At 65.0% G+C, this 17,595-nt stretch carries 16 protein-coding genes; 5 read left to right on the top strand and 11 right to left on the bottom strand.

What is annotated here, in order from left to right:
* Nucleotides 1-10 precede the first annotated feature (10 nt).
* The 4 genes from ASD42_RS15680 to ASD42_RS15665 all read right to left on the bottom strand — a co-directional run bounded on the left by ASD42_RS15680 (nt 11) and on the right by ASD42_RS15665 (nt 5,375).
* Nucleotides 11-805 carry an ABC transporter ATP-binding protein gene (locus ASD42_RS15680; RefSeq protein ID WP_056817236.1) on the bottom strand — a complete coding sequence of 265 codons (795 nt, stop codon included), beginning with the start codon at nt 803-805 and terminating at the stop codon, nt 11-13.
* Nucleotides 795-2,807: an ABC transporter permease gene (locus tag ASD42_RS15675; protein ID WP_056817234.1), complete on the bottom strand. Its 2,013-nt coding sequence runs from the start codon at nt 2,805-2,807 to the stop codon at nt 795-797. The genes ASD42_RS15680 and ASD42_RS15675 overlap by 11 nt, the downstream gene beginning before the upstream one ends.
* An 88-nt stretch (nt 2,808-2,895) precedes the next feature.
* Nucleotides 2,896-4,158 (bottom strand): ABC transporter substrate-binding protein, encoded by a 1,263-nt coding sequence (locus ASD42_RS15670; protein ID WP_174551948.1) that lies wholly within the window; start codon nt 4,156-4,158, stop codon nt 2,896-2,898.
* A 230-nt stretch (nt 4,159-4,388) separates the two neighbouring features.
* Complete coding sequence (locus ASD42_RS15665; protein ID WP_235569591.1) at nt 4,389-5,375, bottom strand: oxygenase MpaB family protein; 987 nt, start codon at nt 5,373-5,375, stop codon at nt 4,389-4,391.
* A gap of 144 nt (nt 5,376-5,519) precedes the next feature.
* Between ASD42_RS15665 and ASD42_RS15660 the strand changes: the two genes are divergently transcribed.
* Nucleotides 5,520-6,152 carry a TetR/AcrR family transcriptional regulator gene (locus ASD42_RS15660; RefSeq protein ID WP_063816066.1) on the top strand — a complete coding sequence of 211 codons (633 nt, stop codon included), beginning with the start codon at nt 5,520-5,522 and terminating at the stop codon, nt 6,150-6,152.
* Nucleotides 6,153-6,165: 13 nt separating this feature from the next.
* Here ASD42_RS15660 and ASD42_RS15655 read toward each other — a convergent pair whose 3' ends face one another.
* The 3 genes from ASD42_RS15655 to ASD42_RS15645 form a co-directional block, all read right to left on the bottom strand.
* The gene (locus ASD42_RS15655) at nt 6,166-7,140 is read right to left on the bottom strand and encodes an oxygenase MpaB family protein (protein WP_084787165.1); all 975 of its coding nucleotides are present in this window, start codon (nt 7,138-7,140) and stop codon (nt 6,166-6,168) included.
* A 1,006-nt stretch (nt 7,141-8,146) separates the two neighbouring features.
* On the bottom strand, nt 8,147-9,328 hold the full coding sequence (locus ASD42_RS15650; RefSeq protein ID WP_056817347.1) for an acyl-CoA dehydrogenase family protein: 1,182 nt from the start codon (nt 9,326-9,328) through the stop codon (nt 8,147-8,149).
* Between the two features lie 260 nt (nt 9,329-9,588).
* On the bottom strand, nt 9,589-10,872 hold the full coding sequence (locus tag ASD42_RS15645; protein WP_063893651.1) for an MFS transporter: 1,284 nt from the start codon (nt 10,870-10,872) through the stop codon (nt 9,589-9,591).
* Between the two features lie 112 nt (nt 10,873-10,984).
* Between ASD42_RS15645 and ASD42_RS35285 the strand changes: the two genes are divergently transcribed.
* Together ASD42_RS35285 and ASD42_RS35850 are read left to right on the top strand one after the other, a co-directional pair.
* On the top strand, nt 10,985-11,830 hold the full coding sequence (locus ASD42_RS35285) for a winged helix-turn-helix transcriptional regulator (protein ID WP_235569590.1): 846 nt from the start codon (nt 10,985-10,987) through the stop codon (nt 11,828-11,830).
* 115 nt (nt 11,831-11,945) lie between these two features.
* The gene (locus tag ASD42_RS35850; RefSeq protein ID WP_056817228.1) at nt 11,946-12,419 is read left to right on the top strand and encodes an acid shock protein; all 474 of its coding nucleotides are present in this window, start codon (nt 11,946-11,948) and stop codon (nt 12,417-12,419) included.
* Between the two features lie 134 nt (nt 12,420-12,553).
* Here the strand turns inward: ASD42_RS35850 and ASD42_RS15630 are convergent, their stop codons facing one another.
* Complete coding sequence (locus ASD42_RS15630; RefSeq protein ID WP_063893653.1) at nt 12,554-13,117, bottom strand: TetR/AcrR family transcriptional regulator; 564 nt, start codon at nt 13,115-13,117, stop codon at nt 12,554-12,556.
* Here ASD42_RS15630 and ASD42_RS15625 point away from each other — a divergent pair.
* The gene (locus ASD42_RS15625; protein WP_156677478.1) at nt 13,116-14,636 is read left to right on the top strand and encodes an FAD-dependent oxidoreductase; all 1,521 of its coding nucleotides are present in this window, start codon (nt 13,116-13,118) and stop codon (nt 14,634-14,636) included. The genes ASD42_RS15630 and ASD42_RS15625 overlap by 2 nt on opposite strands.
* 62 nt (nt 14,637-14,698) lie before the next feature.
* On the opposite strand, the gene ASD42_RS15620 is transcribed toward ASD42_RS15625, so the two are convergent.
* Nucleotides 14,699-15,064, bottom strand: a complete 366-nt coding sequence (locus tag ASD42_RS15620) for a VOC family protein (protein WP_056817342.1) — start codon at nt 15,062-15,064, stop codon at nt 14,699-14,701.
* Nucleotides 15,065-15,242: 178 nt separating this feature from the next.
* Entirely contained in the window at nt 15,243-16,226 is a 984-nt protein-coding gene (locus ASD42_RS15615) for a zinc-binding dehydrogenase (RefSeq protein ID WP_056817339.1), read from the bottom strand.
* 83 nt (nt 16,227-16,309) lie between these two features.
* Here ASD42_RS15615 and ASD42_RS15610 point away from each other — a divergent pair, with 83 nt between their 5' ends.
* Nucleotides 16,310-16,951 carry a TetR/AcrR family transcriptional regulator gene (locus tag ASD42_RS15610; protein WP_235569584.1) on the top strand — a complete coding sequence of 214 codons (642 nt, stop codon included), beginning with the start codon at nt 16,310-16,312 and terminating at the stop codon, nt 16,949-16,951.
* Between the two features lie 50 nt (nt 16,952-17,001).
* Here ASD42_RS15610 and ASD42_RS15605 read toward each other — a convergent pair whose 3' ends face one another.
* Complete coding sequence (locus ASD42_RS15605) at nt 17,002-17,478, bottom strand: nuclear transport factor 2 family protein (RefSeq protein WP_131817233.1); 477 nt, start codon at nt 17,476-17,478, stop codon at nt 17,002-17,004.
* Between the last annotated feature and the right edge of the window lie 117 nt (nt 17,479-17,595).

Raw genomic sequence — 17,595 nt, 5'->3', positions numbered from 1 at the left:
GCCGATGTGGTCATTTGCTGTCTCCTACCGGTCGGGCCGCGTCGTCGTCGGTGCGGGCGGTGCCGAGATACGCCGCGATCACCCGTGGGTCCTCCCGGATTCGGGCAGGCTCGCCGGCGGCGATGACGACACCGAAGTCCAGCACGTAGAGCCGCGAACAGGTGTCGAGAACCAGAGACATGTCGTGGTCGATGAGCAACACACCGACACCCGCGGTCGCGATGCGCCGCAGATGCCGACCGAAGTCCTGGCTCTCGTGAGTGTCGAGTCCAGCGGCGGGCTCATCGAGGAGCACCACCTTCGAACCGCCGACCAGCGCGCGCGCCACCCCGACCAATTTCTGCTGGCCCAGGGTCAATTCGCCGGGGCGCTGGTCCGCGACGCCGGGTACACCCACCAATTCCAGTGCTGCGTCGATGGTTTCGCTCGGCGGCGCCGAACCGCCGACGATGTCGGCGAACAGCATGCGCAGACCGGTCGGCTGGATCGCGACGGCGAGATTCTGCGCCACCGTGAGGTCGCCGAAAAGCTCACCCGCCTGCCAGGTTCGGGCCAATCCGGCGCGTCGTCGTCGATGCGTGCCGAGTCGGTCGAGTGCGGTGCCTTCGAGGGTGACGTTTCCGGTGTAGGGGGTGAACCCGGTAACCGCGTCGACGAACGTCGTCTTTCCCGCGCCGTTGGGTCCGATCAGACCCACGATTTCGCCGGAGCCGACGGCGATGTCGATGTCGGTGTTGGCCGCTACACCGCCGTAGCGAACCGACAATCCGTGGGTCCGCAACAGAGGTTGCACGCTATCGGACATGCGTTACTGCCTTCTTTCCCGGCTCAGCGGCCTCGTCGCCGGTGATGTCACGGCCGCTCCGGCGTGGGATCGTCGCGCTGAGCCACTCGAATGCCGAGGTCATCGCCCCCGCGACGCCGACCGGGTTGAGCACGGCCATCAGCAACAACACAGTCGCGGCGATGACTTCGTAGTATTCGCCGAATTCGAGAGTCTGGTTGAGGAATACGTAGCCGACTCCCAGTGGGCCGAGGGTGCCTGCGATGAACGCGCCCGACACGGAGGTGATGCCGCCGACGTACGTCATCGCCAACAGCGTCAGGCCGATCATTACGGTGAACGAACCCGCCGAGAGCTGGCCCCTGCTGTAGCCGATCAGGCAACCGCCGATGCCGGCCAGGAACGCCGAGACAGCGAAGCCGAGCAATTTCGTTGCGGCGACGTCGATTCCGACCGATGCCGCTGCCCGCTCGTTGGACCGCACGGCCAACATCGCCCGACCGGTCGCACCCGCCATGATCCGCATCACCGCCAATGTGCAGATCGCGACGACCACCAGGACCATCAGCGAAAAGGGCAGCGTGACAAGGTTGGTGCCGTCACGAACCCCCAGGTCGATACCGAACAGGGTGGGGTCGGTGATGATGTTGCCCTGCGCGGGAGTCAACGAGGGGTTGTTGAAGACGAAGCTTTGAATGGCCAATGCGGCAGCCAAGGTCACCACCGCCAATTGGGCGCCGCGGATACGCAACGCCGGCACCGCGACCAGGATGCCCAACGCGGTGGCCGCCAAGGCGGCGGCGATGATGCCGAGCGGAAAGGGAACGTCCCATTCGGTGGACAATTTCGACAGGGCGAAGCCCGCCGTGCCGGCGAAAGCCATACTGGCCAGCGAGATCTGACCGAGGTACCCGGTCAGCAAAACCAGTGACAGAGCGATCAGAGACAGAATGATCGAGGTCACGACGCCGTAGCGCCACGTCCCGGTCGTCATGACGATCGCGAGGACCGCGACTGCCAGCACCGCGACGGTCGGGGTGATCTTGACCCGGGGGATTCGCACGGCGGGCATCTTCACCGCCCCGAGTGACCCGCGAGCCGGTATCCGGCCACCGAGCAGGAACAACGCCACGACAACGATGACGAACGGCACGGCGTCGGAGAGCCCGGACTGCGCCCAATTCGGCCACATGTCCTTGGTGTCGACCCAGAGGATGACCGCCTGGAACGACCCCAACGTCAATCCCGCCGCACAGGCAACGCCGAAGGACGACAGTCGCCCGACCAGCGCCGCCGCCAGCGCAGGGATCACATAGAACGTGTAGCTCGTCTCGTTCAATCCGATGGTGAAGGCCGCGAGCACCCCGATCAGTCCGCACGCGGCGCCGGTCAGTGCCCAGACGATCGCGGCCAGCCGGTCGGGCGAATACCCGGTCAGGCGTGCGGCGAGTTCGTCTTCCGAGCCCGCGCGAGTCGCGATGCCGACAGTGGTGAGCGTGAAATAGGCCCGCAGACCGACGGCGATCGCGATCGCGATCGCGGCCAACACGAGATCGGACACGTTGACCAGCGCACCGGCCACCGTCACCGTGCTCTCCGGCAGAATCGGTGTGGCGAAAAGGTTTTCGGTATCGAACCGCAGTCCCACCAATGCCTGGATGAACAACATCAGTCCGACCGAGGCAACCACCTGCGCCAACACCGGCGCGTGACGCAGGGGGCGGAATACCACCAGATGCGCCAGCAACGCCCACACCGTCGCGGAGGCGATTCCCAGTGCGATCGCCGCCACCATGGGCGTTGGGTGATCTTCACTGCCGAGCGCGATACTGCCGAGCGGCAGGACGAATATCCCGTCGGTGCGCAGGGCCGCGACGACATAGACCGCCCACAGGGCGAACGCGCCCTGCGCGAAATTGATGATTCCCGTCGCGGCGTGCACGCCCACCAGTGATGTGGCCAAGACCGCGTATACCGCGCCGGTCGACAGACCTAGGAAGACGAATTGCAAGAACTGGCCCATGTGCCCTGTTTTCTGTGGATAGCCCAGGCCCCGGCGGACAGGTCGCCGATAGTGCGAGCGCCCTGTCCGCCGAGGTCATCCGGATCGGTTACGCCGCACCCGGAATCAATTTGAGGACCTCGGGGCTGGGCGTGATGTACCCACCGGAGACCGGTGTCGTCTTCTTGTCCCCGGTCACCTCGAACAACAACATGTCGGTGGTGCAGTTGGGCGTCGTGGCTTTGCCGCAGTTCAGTTTCGGGCCGAGGAAACTCTGGTAGTCGACGAGCCCCTTGAGCGCCGTGAGGATCGCCGGACCGGTGAATTCGGCAGGCGGAGCGGCGGTGAGTGCCTTGGCGAGATCGATCAGAGTGGCGAAGGTGCCGTACGCGTAGAACCCCGCCGTTCCACCGGCGTTGTCGATGAATTGTTCAGCTGTCTTCAGATTCGATTTCGCGGGCTCGGGAGCCGAGTCGATGGCAGGCGGCAGCCACACCGGCGAATAGGACTGAGCACCGACGGCCTGTGCGCCCATCACGTCGACGTATTCCGTGCACGCGGCCAGAAAGACTGTGCCCGAATACTTCACGGACTTCAGTGCTTGGGCCAGCTTGTTGCAGGTGTTGTCGTTGGGCGCGGTCATCAGACCGCCCGCGGCGGGAGAACCGTCCGCGATCGTGGACGCGAGGGCGGTGAAGTTCGGTCCCGCCGGCGGGTAATAGGCACTCTTGACTTCGATTCCCAACTGTTTGCCCAGCGGGGTCAGGAGACCGTCGAACACCTGATGCGCTTGGGGCAGATCGGAATTGACCAAGGTCAACGAGTTCTTCCCTGCCTGCTTCAGTGATTGCAGGAATCCGACCAGGAACGCCGCAGGCGGCGGACCGAAGAACACGCGGTTCTCGGGAACCGCACCGGTCGCGGTATTGAAGGGAATCTGGCCGATCAGCGGAATTGCCGCTGACGTCAAAATCGGCATCGCCGCGGCCGATTCGGCGTTGTAGCCGTCGACCGCCGCCACCACGCCTGCCTGCACGAACTGGTTGGCGCACGAGATCGTGGACTCCGGCGAGGTGTTATCGATACCGCAGTCGACGATTTCGATCGGGCGGCCGTTGATCCCGCCGATCTGGTTGTTGATGTACTCGACCGCGGCGTTCCTGCCGGTGGTCACACCCGCCTGGGTAGCCGGGCCCTTCGAGGGATTGAACAAGCCGATCTTGATCGGGGCGCCGGCAGCCTTGACTCCCGGCGCGATGGCGGTCGTGCTGCCGCCCGCCTCGGAACTGCTGTCGTCACTGCACGAAGCAACGGAGAACACACACGCTGCGGCCACCGCAGCCGCGGCGATCCGGCGAGAATTACTGGCCATTCTGAATGCCTTTCCAGGCCGGTTGTCCTGGCGAACAGCGCCGGTCAACCTGTCGATCTCATGTTCGACGCCTGATCGCCCGTTGGCGATTCAGCGACCCGACCGCTACTTGTGATCTGGGCCACTAGAAGCTAACCCAGCCTTACACGCGTGTCAAGCTGAATTCGGAACCTCATCACGAGCGTGAAATACGAGGTGAGAAGCCTTATTTCGCAGGTTTCCCACCGTGGTCAGATCGGGCAGCCGCCGTTGCGCTCCGCGGGGACCGAGAAAGTGTCCAGCGCGTACTTGCGATGAACGTGGACGAGTTTCTCGTACTGGAGTCGGTTGTGCGCGAGTGGCGCCAGCAGTAGCCGGTCCGGCAGAAGTCGCCACGCCGCCTGCAACACCGTCGTGTAGACGGCGAATTCCACATCGTGGCGCGGGCGCAGCCGGAAACCGGTGAGTGCCTGCATTTCCGGAACCATCGCCTTGGACGAGCAGACTTGAATGACGTGACCGACGATCGGCCGAATGAGCAACCACATCGGCGACAGCGCTGCTCGCGCGGGCGCGGAGATCCCGATCGTAGGCAGCGGCAGCCTCGTGAGCGCGGCGAACTGTTCCACCAAGAAGGGGTTGGTCTGCAATTCGGTGTCGACCATCCGGTCGTAATACGCGGTCGCCTCCGCCAGCGTCGCGGGCAATTTCCCGGATTCGGCGCGCAGTTCCAGGTCGGAGAACGATTCCCGCAGCAGTTGATAGGCCGCTTCCTGCTCTGCGGGCCGCAGCACGGTGCCGGTGCAGTAGGTGAAGGTTCGCAACGCGAGGTAGACGCCACTGAGGCCCACCCACACCCACGCATCCGGATTCAGTGCGCTGTACCGGATCTCGGAATAGTCACCCGTGCCGCGGCCGTGGACATCACGGTGTCGCGTTTTGAGCCAGTCTGCCTCGGCGGCTCTATCCTCCGGGTGGCCCCAGATGGCAAGGATTGACGAGAACCCGCTGCGCACACCACGATTGGCGAAGTTGTCCGCGAATCTGCCGGTTCGATCCACCGCGGCCGCGACGGGCACCAGGGCTACTTGATCGAACGCCGCGCCGGCGAAGACGGCGGACAGGGCGCTGGCGGTGTGTTTGCGGAACTCGGTCATCACCTCGGGGCGGATCGAGTTCTGCGTGGCTGGGGATTGTTGAGAGTCCAGGACCTCTCGAATCTTCGCGTCCCGAGTCACTTCGCCACCTCATTGTGATAGTAGTACTGCGATCAGACTATCATTCAGTCTCGGTTATCGGCAGTGAAGCTCTCGTGTCTCCGCCTGCTCACGGGTGGCCGCGCTCCGCTCGAGATGGCCGAATCAGCCGGTAGGGTGTCAGCGGTGAACGACCACCCAGCCCCCTTGCCCGAATCCTGGGCCGAGCTGAGTCGACTGGACGCCAAATCCCGGCGCATCGTCGATGCCGCCCGTGAGTCTTTCGTGCAGGTCGGCTTCGAAGAAACGACGATGGTGCACATCGCCGACGGCGCCGAAGTGGGCGTCGCGACGGTCTATCGCAGGTTCGGAACCAAGTCGGCGATCGTCCGATACGCGCTGATGGCCGAGGCCGAACGAGTCGGCGACATCATCTACGAGGCCATGCGGAAATCGGCGGGCCCGGTCGGTGCGCTCGCGGAGATGTTCTCGGCCTTCGTCAGTGAAGCTTCCGCGCCACGGCTGCTGACGCGAAACCTGCGCACCTCGGGCGCGGCCGAGCAGATGGCCGATTTCGTGACCGGTGACGAATTCGTCGATCACGGGCGCATCGGTGTCGCCCGGTTCATCGCCTACTGGCAGCAACGCGGCGAGCTCGGCGACTTCGACCCCGACGTCGTGGCCGAGCTGTTCGTCAGACTGACCATGTCCTTCATCTCGAATCCGGGTGGGGTACTTCCGCTCCATGATGCCGATGCCGCACGCGATTTCGCCCGGCAGTACCTCGCTCCGCTGCTGTTTCCGCACGCCATTCGATAGCGGGCGGGGCGGGTTACTGCTTCGGGCGCACCTTGTACGCGGCCGATTTCAGCTCCCGCTTCTTCATCCGCTCGATGGACTGGTGGTGCTTTCGCGCATGGTAGGCGATCGGAAAATAGGTCAACCGTTCCGGCAGCACGCGGTAGGCGAACCGGATCACCGTGTAAATGCGCTCCAGGCTGCGCTGTTCGGCGCGGCTCCAATCGACGCCGATCATGGCTCGCAGTCGCGGGTCGAGTAGACCGACGATGGACAGATAGTTGAACCGCAGCATGGGCAGCAGCGCCAATCGCAACACCCGATCCGCTGGAAACGGCATCTTCGCCAGCTGTTCGATCTCGCCGTCACGCAGCTGCCGGAACTGTTCGCGCACATCGTCGGTGGCGCACAGTACGTCGCGGACCATGTGCTCGTAATAGGTGTCGAACTCGGCCCTGGTCTGTGGGTAACCCCTCATCGGCACCTGCAATATCCGCGCGATGCGAATATTGTCGGCCAGCAACTCGTCCAATTCCGCGGCGGTGAACTCGCGCCCGATCAGCAGTGGTCCGGCCTTGGCGGTGGTGACGTAGGCGGTGGCGATAACCCATTGGTAGGCATCGGGATTCAGGGCGCTGATGGATTTCCCGTCCGCGTTCTTCATCCGCAACGGTTCGTGCAGCGAACGCAGGCGTTGGCCTTCCTTGATCGCTTCGGCACCGCCGTAGGTCCAGCGCAGCACCGAGTCGACCGACCGAATGGCGCGTCCCGCCGGATCGGTGCGCGAGACCGAGTACTTGTCGACGACGTCGCGGATGGTCGGGTGCAGACCCTGCATGGCGAAGGCGGCGCCTTCGACCATGAGGTAGGTCCAGTGGCCGACCATCTCGGCGGTCATCGAATCGATGGCGACCAGTTCGATCGGGTCAGCGGCATCGATTCGGCCTCTCGCGCTTGGAGGTTCGGATTCGTTGCCGGAGCCAGTATTTCGGTGAGTGGTGGTGGTCATCGTCTTCCTTCTGTCTCCGGAGATCGGCGTGTTCCCGGTGGTGGCGGCCCGGATGCGGATCTTGCCGCGGCCGGGATCGCACACGATCAGCGCGAAGACCGGATGACGTACAGACCGCTGTGATAGTTGAACTGCTATGAAGCTATCAAAATGCCTCGGTTTGTGGCCCAGTATCCATAGTTTGATCGTCCAAGAAACGACAGGCGCTCGGCTAGCTCGGTAGCACGGCCACGCGCACCGCGATGTGCCCCGGTGGCCAGCAGGAGTGGGCCAGCACCGCGATCGGCAGCGCCGCCGAGACGTAGAAGCCGGGCCGTTTCCTGGCTGTGAGCGCGAATTCACTTCCGCGACGACGATTTCGACAAGGCTGTTCCTGCGGATGACGGGCGAGTAGCCCGACTCGCAACCGGTAGCGCACTGCGTGGGGGAGACGGTGTGCCGATATCGAGGGACCGGCAGTTGGTGAGAGCTCATCGGGATTCGATCACGGGTCCAGCCATAGCGCCTCGCAGGGCATTCGCCGGATCGGGAGAAACCCATCGCTGATCTCTATGGCGACGATAGAGGGATGCGGGTGGGATAGCCTGTCGCGCAAGTAGTTCCGCACAGCGGTGCGGCAACCGCAGAAATCCACCACCAGGTCGGCACTGATCACTCGCAGGTGAGTGTCGGGTTCCTCGGGGCGAGGCGATCGAGACAGTGGCATCAGCCTCTACTGTCGACAATCGCGCCGGGGCGGCTGTGTGCGCGGTACGGCTTCGGGAGTAGCAGGCATAGCTCGACTGCCGACACCGTGTGACCTCCGCGTTTCTGCACCGAGTATGCTGAAAATGATCCATTACTTAACCCGGCCATCATGCTGCATCAGTGCAGCATATGTAGTGATCTAGGCTAGATAGCACTAGATACTCTAGCTGTTCAGAGCTGGAATAGATAGTAACTTATCGCATCGAAGAGAGATCTCGGAATCTGACAATTCTCCCAGTCTGCCTGATTGACATGGTGCTCATGAAGCCCGTCCGTCGGCTGCGCGAAGCGCCCGACGTGCGATCGCCCACCGTTGAGTCTCCAAGGGGCCGTCGTCTATGCGGAACAGCCGAACCTCGCGATACAGCCACGACAGTGGCGCGTCCTCGAAATTACCTGGCGCACTGCAGATCTGCAGCGACCGATCGACCACCCGCCCCACCGCCTCGGCAACGAATGTCTTCGCGATCGAGGTCGCCTGCGCCGACGGCTCGCCCGCGTCGAGCAACAGGCACGCCCGGTCCACCAATCCGCGGGACGCCGCGATGTCGATCTCGTTGTCGGCGATCAACTGCTGGACCATGCCGAGATCGCCCAGCCTGCCCCCGGACGACGACTGGGTGGCGGCGCGCGCCACCGCGATGTCGGCAGCGCGCCGCGCTGAGCCGAGCCAGCGCATGCAATTGGTCAGCCTGGTGTTCCACAGTCTGGTCTGGGCGTAGTCGAATCCGCGGTCCACCTCGCCCAGGACCATATCGTCGCTCACCTCGAGATTCTCGAAGATCAACTCCGACTCCCGCGCGAACACGGTCGCCCGGTCATGCTGAACCCGTAAACCGGGTGCACCCGCGTCGACGAGGAACATCGTCGCGCCGCCCCGGGAATCCGGCTCGCCACTCGTGCGCGCCACCACGATGGCGAACGCGGCGCCGTCGGCGCCGGTGACGAACCATTTCCGGCCGTTGATCACCCACCCGTACCGGGTCTTCTCGGCAGTCGTGCTCAGGGTGGACGGGTCGAACCCGTTGCCGGGCACCGGCTCTGTCATCGCGAAACAGGAGCGGACTCGGCCGGATGCCAAGGGCAGCAGGTATCGATCCTGTTGATCCGGCGACGCCACTCGTTCGAGCAGGTGCATATTGCCTTCGTCGGGTGCTGCGCAGTTCTGTGCGATAGGGCCGAACAGCGAATACCCGGAAGCCTCGAAGACGGGCGCGCGATCACGCATGTTCAGGCCGAGTCCGCCGAACGCTGCACCCACCTGGGGAGCGAAGACCCCCGCTGTCCTCGCCGCAGTCTGCAACGCGCGCCGCACGTCGCCGGGCAGGTCGTGCGCATTCCCGCCGTGCTGCTCCTCGACCGGCAAGATCAGCTGTCGCACCAGCAACTTGGTCTTCTTGGTCAGATCAGCGACCGCAGTCGCCACGCTGTCGCCGGTCATCTCGACCGCTCGGTGATCGAGGCGCTCGTCGCCCACCTCGCACGCTCCGACGGCGTTCGGTCGACATCGACGAAGACTGCGGACATCATGGCCTCCTCAGCACGCGCCGACCTTCGGCGCGAGCCCCAAAAAGTTAATGCACATTCTGGTGTGAGGATCCCAATTATTGGCCATAAGTCGCGTAGCAGTCGACTATATGTGGCCTATGTTACTGAGTATTCGCCCAGTGAGAGGCTGGTGAACCTGATGGACCTCGGGACTCATCTGAAACGGGAGCCGGCGGTTCCGAGGCCGGCCGCGGTGAGGCAGGCAAGGGCAGCGGCGATCCAGAGGGGAGTGTAGGAGCCGTTGATATCGCGGATCAGGCCGCCCGTGAGGGCCATCGCGCCCGCGCCGAGTTGGTGGAAGACGCTGATCCAGCCGAAGGTCAGGGCGCTGTCGGCGCCGAAGTAGCGGCGGCACAGGGTCAGTGTCGGTGGCACTGTCGCGACGTCGAGGATGCCGAATACCACGGCGAAGACGACGAGGTCCGGCGACCATCCGCTGGTGAACAGCCCCGGAAGGAGGGCGAGCGACAGGCCGCGGCCGAGGAAGAATACCGCGAGTAGCAGCCGCGGTTCGATCCGGTCGGTGAGCCACCCCGCGGAGACGGTGCCGAGAATATTGGCGACGCCGATGATGGCCAGCAGGCCCGACGCGGCGGTGGCGGCCATGCCGTGATCGTGCGCGGCCGGCGTGAAGTGGCTCCACATCAGGCCGTTCGTGGTGGCCCCGCACAGCGCGAACATCGAGGCCAGAACCCAGAATCGAGTATCGCCAACGGCGCGCAGCAGGGCGGCGATCGTGCGGGCGAACGGGTTGACTCGGTGGTCCGTGTCGACCGGTTCGGTGTCCGGATCCGCGCCGTACCGGACGGCGCCGACCGCGGCGGGGCTTTCGCGCAGGAAGAACAGGACACCGAGTAGGGCCACCGTCGCCAGGGCGCCGCACGCGAGAACGGGTGCGCGCCAGTCGGACCGTTCGAGCAGTACCGACAGCAGGGGCAGCATCGCGAACTGGCCGAATACGCTTGCCGCGGTGAGTATTCCGGTGGCCAGGCCGATCTTTCGGTAGAACCACCGGTTCGCCACCGTCGCGGCGAACACCGTGGTGATCGACCCGGTTCCGATACCGATTGCGAAGCCGAACCATAAAACGAACCAGATCACCGACGGGGTGAACGACGCGGTGAGAACTGAACTCGCGATCAGCGCGAGCAGTGCGTACGACGTCACGCGGCGGATGCCGTAGCGGTCCATCATGGCCGCCGCGAACGGCCCGACCACCCCGTAGAGCACCATGTTCACCGCCACGGCCGCACCGATGCCGGTGCGAGTCCACCCCTTCGTCTCGACCAACGGTTCGGTGATCAGGCCCGCGATCGTGGCGAAGCTCCCCGCTGCGATGAGCGCGAGGGCGGCCACGGCCACGATCGTCCACGCGGGATGAACACGGAGCACCCGCCGGTTCGCGCGCTGCTCGATATCGACTTCGGAAATGCTCACCGGAATCCTTCGCGTTGCTCGACGTCCTTACCCTCGTTTCTATCAACCACTGGACTGGATCGACAGTATGCACAATATTGTCCATATGGACGAGTTGGATACCATCGGGCGTATGGCTGACGAGGACGAAATTCGGGCTCCGATTGTGCGAGCGATGCGGAGCTGCCCCGTCGAGGTGAGCATCGCCGTGCTCGGCGGCGCGTGGAAGATGACCATCGTCAAATACCTCCTCGACGAGCCCCTGCGCTACGGCGAACTACGCCGCAAGGTCGGCGAGGTGACTCCGCGCGTACTCACCCGCCAACTGCGCGAGCTGGAACAAGACGGCATCGTGACCAGGCACGCCTTCGCCGAAGTTCCACCACGCGTGGAGTATTCGCTCACCACCACCGGGAAAGCGCTGCGCGGCTTCGTCACCGAATTGAACCGATGGGGAGCCGAATACATCGAGGGCCTGGCGGGTGATCCGGTCCGCCGCCATGGCGCACTGCGAATCGGCGTCACCGGGCACACGAACATCACCGCCGACACGGTCCCGATCGTTCGCGCGGCAATCGCCGATCTGATCGCCGACACCCCTAATCCGGTCGGCATCTCGTGCCTCGCCCGCGGCGCCGACAGCGTGTTCGCCGAAGCCGTCCTCGACGCGGGAGGCCGCCTCGAGGTGGTGCTGCCGTCGCGCGATTACCGAGAGGCGAAGGTGAAGCCGGACGCTCTGGCGCAGTTCGACACGCTCATCGAGCGATCCACGACGGTTCGGGTGATGGACTTCGACACTGCGGGCCGCGAAGCCTACGAGGCCGCCAACGAGGTCCTCGTCGGCGAGGCCGACCGGATGATCGCGGTGTGGGACGGCCAGGCCGGCGAGCGTGCCGGTACCGGGACCGTCGTCGCCCTGGCGCGTGAGCGAGGTGTCCCAGTCGATGTGGTGTGGCCGCACGGGGCCGAGCGCGGCTGACCGCGCCCCGTTGCCCGGGTGAAGTCAGTGGGTGGGCTTGCCGAGCCGAATCCTTCAGGACCACATCCCCACTGGCGGATATCTGCCGCCGGACACCATCTGAAACGGAGCTTCGATGAAGCGTGCGCTGACACTTCTCGCCGGAACGGCCCTCAATCTGGGTTCCGCTGCATGCTCGACGGACTCGACACCCTCGCCGGCGCCCAGCAGCACGACCGCCGTCGGCCACGACCGCCGCTTCATCGACCAAGGCTGCCCGGCCTCGGCGACTTCGGTCCCGTCGCGGCCGACCACCGACCCGGGACAACGTGGCGCCGACGGCTCCACCGGCAACAACCTGGGCGCCGAATATCGCGCGAAGAACCAAGATCCGGGCTGCCCGCTCGGCAGTTACGTCGGCCCCGACGCCATGCAGAACCCCAACGGCGACGGTACCTGGGTGCCCTGCGAGGGAACGATCTGCACCAACCCGAACCCATGGCGCGGGCCCGGGCACCACGGCACCCGCCGAAACCCCCGCAACGGTCGAGGTCTCCTCGACCACCCCGCAGAACTCGGGACAGGTCGAAGGCGCACCCTGCGAGGGTGACGGCCACTGGGTCCACCTGGACGGAGACAACGCCGGGCACTACGGCACCGAATGGCTCTGCCAGCACTGAACTCCGTCCGGCGGGGCGTCATTCTCTGATACGAATGGCGCAAACCGTCGCAGTATGGGATCCGCTAGCGGCTGATGGCGCGGGCCACCGCGTCGCCGACCTGTTCGTCGGTGAGGCTGCTGCGCTTGATCAGCACATGCGACAGCACGGTGCGGACGGCGATCTCCGCGGCCTGCGCCGGGGTGACCATGAGCGACGCACTGTCGTCGCGAGCCGCCAGTAGCGGCGCGATGAAGGCGCCGACTGTCTCGATCAGGTTGAGCTCGGACCCTTCGTGCTCGATCGCGACATTGATCAGCCATCCGGGTTCCTGGTCGCGCAGCCGGGAGATCACCGGGTGTCGGCGCAGGTAGCAGATAGCAAAGACCACAGCGTCTTTCGCCAACTGCCGGACCGGAGTGAAGATGTCGATCTCCTGGTAGGCGGCGCTCATCATGCGGGCTACTTCGATCTTGCTGACGGCCGCGATGAGTCCGTTCTTGTCTCCGAACTCGCGGTAGGCGGTCGCGCGTGAGACGCCCGCCCGGCGAGCGACCGCGGTCAGCGTCAGGTCGTCCAGGCCGGTCTCGGCCATCATCGCCAAGGCGGTGTCCGCGAGCAACGAGGACGACTGTGTCGCATTGGTCATGCCGGTCATTCTGCATGCTCCTCGCTCCGGGGCGGCACGACCGGTTGCGGTCGAGTCGGTACTGAGACTATATTCGATTTCAGTCTCAGTGACGGATCCGCGAATCGATCCGTGTATAGGACTCGGAACATCGACGTTCGGAGGTACGGGCATGCCGAAAATCGGCGATCACGCGGTCGTGTTGGGTGCGGGCATCGGCGGGCTACTTGCCGCTCGGGTGCTCAGCGAGACCTACTCGAGAGTGACGGTGATCGAGCGAGATGCCCTGCTCCCGGATTCCGAGGCGCGAAAAGGCGTCCCGCAGGGGCGCCACGTACACGGGCTGCTGCCGCGGGGCAAGGACATCCTCGAGGAACTGTTCCCGGGGTTCGGCGACGACATGCGAACGAGCGGCGTAGTCGAATGCGACGCGCTGCGCGAAGTCCGCTTCACCATGGCCGGCCGCACCCTCAAGCGAGTTTCGACCGGGCACAAAGCTTTTCAGGCAAGTCGCCCACACCTCGAGCATCAGCTCCGCAGGCGAGTGGAGGCGCTGCCCAACGTCACCATTCGCGACAGGTGCGACGCCGGGGCGCCCGTCGTCAACGCCGACGGCACGCGGATCACCGGCGTCGCGATCCTGGACCGTTCGGACGGTGCGCGCGAAACCATCGACGCGGACCTGGTCGTAGCATCGATGGGCCGTGCCAGTGTCGTTCCCGCATGGCTGGACAAGCTCGGCTACGACCGCCCGGTCGAAGAAGGCACCACGATCGACATCATCTACCGCAGCGCCCTCATCCAGCTGCCGCCGAACGCACTGCCCCACGACAAGCTGGTCACGATCGGCGTACGCGACCTACCCCCGCGTGCCCTCGCCCTGTTCGCCGTCGAAGGCAACCGCCACATCCTCACCCTGATCGGCCACGACGGCGAGGAACCACCGAAGGACGCGGCCGGATTCCTCGACTTCGCCGCAGTGATCGCCCCGCCCGACGTACTCGATGCCATCAAGAACGGTGAACTGGTGGGCGACATCTCGACCTTCCGGTACAAGGCCAACCTGCGCCGCCGCTATGAGCGGCTCGATCGTTTTCCCGAGGGACTGCTCGCGGTCGGCGACAGCCTGTGCAGCTTCAGCCCCGTCTACGGACAGGGCATGACCGTCGCTGCGATCCAGATGGCCGTGCTGCGCGAGTGCCTCGCTCGGGGTAAAAACAACCTTGCCGCAAGGTTTTACAGCGCGGTCAAGCCCGAGATCGACAATGCCTGGCAACTCACCGTGATCGCCGACGGCGCCATGCCACACGTGAGCGCCAGTGCCTCGTTGCCGGTCCGAGCCGCCGTCGCGGCGCTCGATCCGGTGCTGATCGCCGCCGAACGTGACACCGCGGTCGCGACCGCCCTGTACCGGGTGATGGGACTCGTCGACAAACCCAGCGCACTACTCACGCCCACCATCGCCGCCCGCATCGGCATCGCGAATGCCCGCGCGGTGCTGGAAGGCCTCGGCCGTATTCTGAACGTGGGCCGGGAATAGTCGAGAGTCCTTTTACGACAAGCGGTTCCACGATCTCCCGAAAGCGCCGCATTCACGGCCACTCAGTCGAGACAGAACTCGTTGCCCTCGATGTCCTGCATCACCAGGCACGACTCGTTGACACCATCGGCACGAATTAGTTGAACACGTACCGCACCGAGCGCGACCAGTCGTGTGCATTCGGTCTCGAGCGCGGTGACGCGCTCTTCCCCCACGAGCCCGGTACCGACCCGCACGTCGAGATGCACCCGATTCTTGACAACCTTGCCTTCTGGCACGCGCTGAAAGTACAGGCGGGGGCCCACACCGGAGGGATCAACGCATGCCGAACCCCGATGCTCGTATCCCAACACCGCCGACCAGAAGCGAGCGAGGCGCTCAGGTTCTGCGCAGTCGAAGGTGACTTGGATCTGTTTGATCGATGCCATCGGTCCACCGTAGAGGCGGAGTTCGTCGTCGTCCGCATTGTATCGACGATGACAACGGGCGAAAGTGCTTGCGCCTGTTCCAGATTGGCTCGCGAGCCAGTGTTGCAGATCAGTGACCATCTCTAGTTCCGCGGCGAGCGCGGCTCGGTCACTCAGGTGCATCACGTAGCAAACGATCTCATTGGCGCTTCTTGCTCGCCGATGGGGTGAGTGCGATTCTGCCGAGTACCTCGCCGGCCTCCATTTTCCGGTGCGCCAGCACGGCTTCCTCCAGGGAAAGCGTCTCGTGCACAACTGCTTTCAGCTCGCCGCGAATCGAGGCGGCGAAGAGTTCGGCGGTCGCGGCCCGCCGGTCGGATGTAGGCACGGTATCGGCACTGAAGGTCGCGAACGACGTCGATTTCCTGAACGCCTTGACCATTTCCATACCGAAGTCCGCCGGCGGCATGCCTGCCATCACGCCGACAGCCACCATGCGACCGTTCGGCTCGAGCATGGTGAGAAACGATGGTAGATCCGCGCCCGAGGCGATGTCGATGATGACGTCATAGCCCGCCGGGGCGTTCTCCGCGCCCCGACCTGCGCGGTCCAGCACGTGTGTCGCGCCGAGCTCGCGCAGGCGATCGCCGCGCTCGCGCGAGGAGGTCGTGACCGCGACCGCACCGGCACCGCCACCAGCCGCGAGCTGGACCGCCGCCACTCCGATTCCGCCGGCCGCGCCACGCACCAGCACCGACTCGCCGCGCGCGAAATGCGCATGGCGCAAAGCGAAGTGGGCCACCATGGCCGAGCTGCCGAGTGTGACCGCGTCGACAGCCGACAGGGTCTGCGGGAGGGGGACGAGCGTCTCGGCCGAGGCGACGGCGCGCTCGGTGTATCCGCCGCCCTCGCCGGTGAACGCCCACACGCGCTGACCGATCCACCTTGTGTCGACACCCTCGCCGACCTCTGTCACGGTGCCGGCGACCTCTTGGCCGAGAATGCGACCTGGCGTAGCTCCGTAGGCGGCCAGCGCGCCACTTCGGAGAAGGGTGTCGACACCGCCGACGCCGATCGCCTCGGTCGTGATCACCACCTGTCCGACTGTCGGCTTCGGGTCGGGGAGTTCGACCACCGCGAGGACCTCGGGACCTCCGAATGCTTGGACCATGACCGCCTTCATCGGTGCCTCCATGTTCTGTTCGAGCGGAACTGACCAGTGGGACGGTAACGGACACCCCCGTCCGTTTAGCTAAAGTGAGAGCGGTGACCACTGGTTTGCCTCACACCCTGCGTTCCGATGCCCGCGACAACCGCGAACGCATTCTCGACGCGGCCCGCGCGGTGTTCGTCATCGACGGCCTGGACGTGCCGATGCGGGAGATCGCCCGGCGCGCCCAGGTCGGCCCCGCCACCCTGTATCGCCATTTCCCGACCAAGGAGATGCTGGTCGCCGAGGCGTTCACCGATCAGATGCTCGCCTGCCGGACGCTCGTGGACGAAGGGCTCGCCGACCCCGATCCCTGGCACGGCTTCTGCCGCACTGTCGAGAAGCTCTGCGAGCTGCAAGCCCGCGACCACGGGTTCGCCGCGGCCTTCATGTCCGCCTATCCGCATGCGCTGGACTTCGCCGCGATCCGCAACTCCTCGCTCACCGGCGCCGCCGAACTGATCCGTCGCGCCAAGGACACCGGCCGCCTGCGCCCCGACATCGTGGTGGACGACCTCATCCTCATGATCATGGCCAACAACGGCATCCATGCCGGCACACCGGCAGCACGAATCGCGGCCTCCCGCCGCTTCGCCGCCCTCATGATCCAAGCGTTCCAAGCCTCACCGGCGTCGGTGCCGCTGCCGCCGGTGCCACGATTGATGCCCGCGATGCCCCCGACAAGAGCCCGTCAGTAGACGGCAGTTAATGAGGTTTCGGTCGATCTGCTGCGGTAGCGGAGTGCGGGCTAAGAGATTGCCCGGTCCGAATTCTCACCGGGCTCCGCCGCTAGTGGGTCGAACGCCTGAGCTACGGCGATGCTGTCTTCGTAAACGTGGTGGCGGGTGATGAGGTCGTTCTCGACAGTGAGGTGCAGCGCGAAACGGGAACGGTAGGCGCGGCCGGTAGGTCGAGCGGTTTGGCGGATTTCACCCAGGACCACCGCCTCCGTGCCGTCGATCAAGATCCGTTCGATCACGGTTCCGTTCTGTTCGGGCACGTGGTAGCGCGAGATTTCGCGGTAGTGCTCAGCCACGTCGGCGCGCGTGGACCGATGCCGAATCCACGGGGTCTCGGTCCGGCCGTGCTCGTCCTCCGGCCAATCCAACTTCCAGTCGACGACCGGAGCGTAAAGCGATGAGGTGGCGTCCGGGTCACCCGAACCGATTCGACGCAGAAGCTCTTCGACAACGGTGCGGGTGGCGCTTGTCAGGATGTTACCCATACAGCCACCTTGCCCGAGCCGGGCGCATTTCGTCGACTACCTCCAGCCCATAAATCGGTGGTGCTCGGCACAGCCCCGTTGCTACCGTCACAGCATGAAGGTCACTTCACGAATCGC

The sequence above is a fragment of the Nocardia sp. Root136 genome (genome assembly GCF_001427185.1).
Classification (GTDB): Bacteria; Actinomycetota; Actinomycetes; order Mycobacteriales; family Mycobacteriaceae; genus Nocardia; species Nocardia salmonicida.
Note: the sequence above shows the minus strand (reverse complement) of the source record. Positions and strands in the feature narration are given on the sequence as shown.

Excerpts from the sequence above, each read along its gene's own strand:
- ASD42_RS15680 (WP_056817236.1), bottom strand. The coding sequence starts at position 805 with ATGTCCGATAGCGTGCAACCTCTGTTGCGGACCCACGGATTGTCGGTT.
- ASD42_RS15675 (WP_056817234.1), bottom strand. The coding sequence starts at position 2,807 with ATGGGCCAGTTCTTGCAATTCGTCTTCCTAGGTCTGTCGACCGGCGCG.
- ASD42_RS15670 (WP_174551948.1), bottom strand. The coding sequence starts at position 4,158 with ATGGCCAGTAATTCTCGCCGGATCGCCGCGGCTGCGGTGGCCGCAGCG.
- ASD42_RS15655 (WP_084787165.1), bottom strand. The coding sequence starts at position 7,140 with ATGACCACCACCACTCACCGAAATACTGGCTCCGGCAACGAATCCGAA.
- ASD42_RS15650 (WP_056817347.1), bottom strand. The coding sequence starts at position 9,328 with ATGACCGGCGACAGCGTGGCGACTGCGGTCGCTGATCTGACCAAGAAG.
- ASD42_RS35285 (WP_235569590.1), top strand. The coding sequence starts at position 10,985 with ATGGCTGACGAGGACGAAATTCGGGCTCCGATTGTGCGAGCGATGCGG.
- ASD42_RS35850 (WP_056817228.1), top strand. The coding sequence starts at position 11,946 with ATGAAGCGTGCGCTGACACTTCTCGCCGGAACGGCCCTCAATCTGGGT.
- ASD42_RS15625 (WP_156677478.1), top strand. The coding sequence starts at position 13,116 with ATGCCGGTCATTCTGCATGCTCCTCGCTCCGGGGCGGCACGACCGGTT.
- ASD42_RS15630 (WP_063893653.1), bottom strand. The coding sequence starts at position 13,117 with ATGACCAATGCGACACAGTCGTCCTCGTTGCTCGCGGACACCGCCTTG.
- ASD42_RS15620 (WP_056817342.1), bottom strand. The coding sequence starts at position 15,064 with ATGGCATCGATCAAACAGATCCAAGTCACCTTCGACTGCGCAGAACCT.
- ASD42_RS15615 (WP_056817339.1), bottom strand. The coding sequence starts at position 16,226 with ATGAAGGCGGTCATGGTCCAAGCATTCGGAGGTCCCGAGGTCCTCGCG.
- ASD42_RS15605 (WP_131817233.1), bottom strand. The coding sequence starts at position 17,478 with ATGGGTAACATCCTGACAAGCGCCACCCGCACCGTTGTCGAAGAGCTT.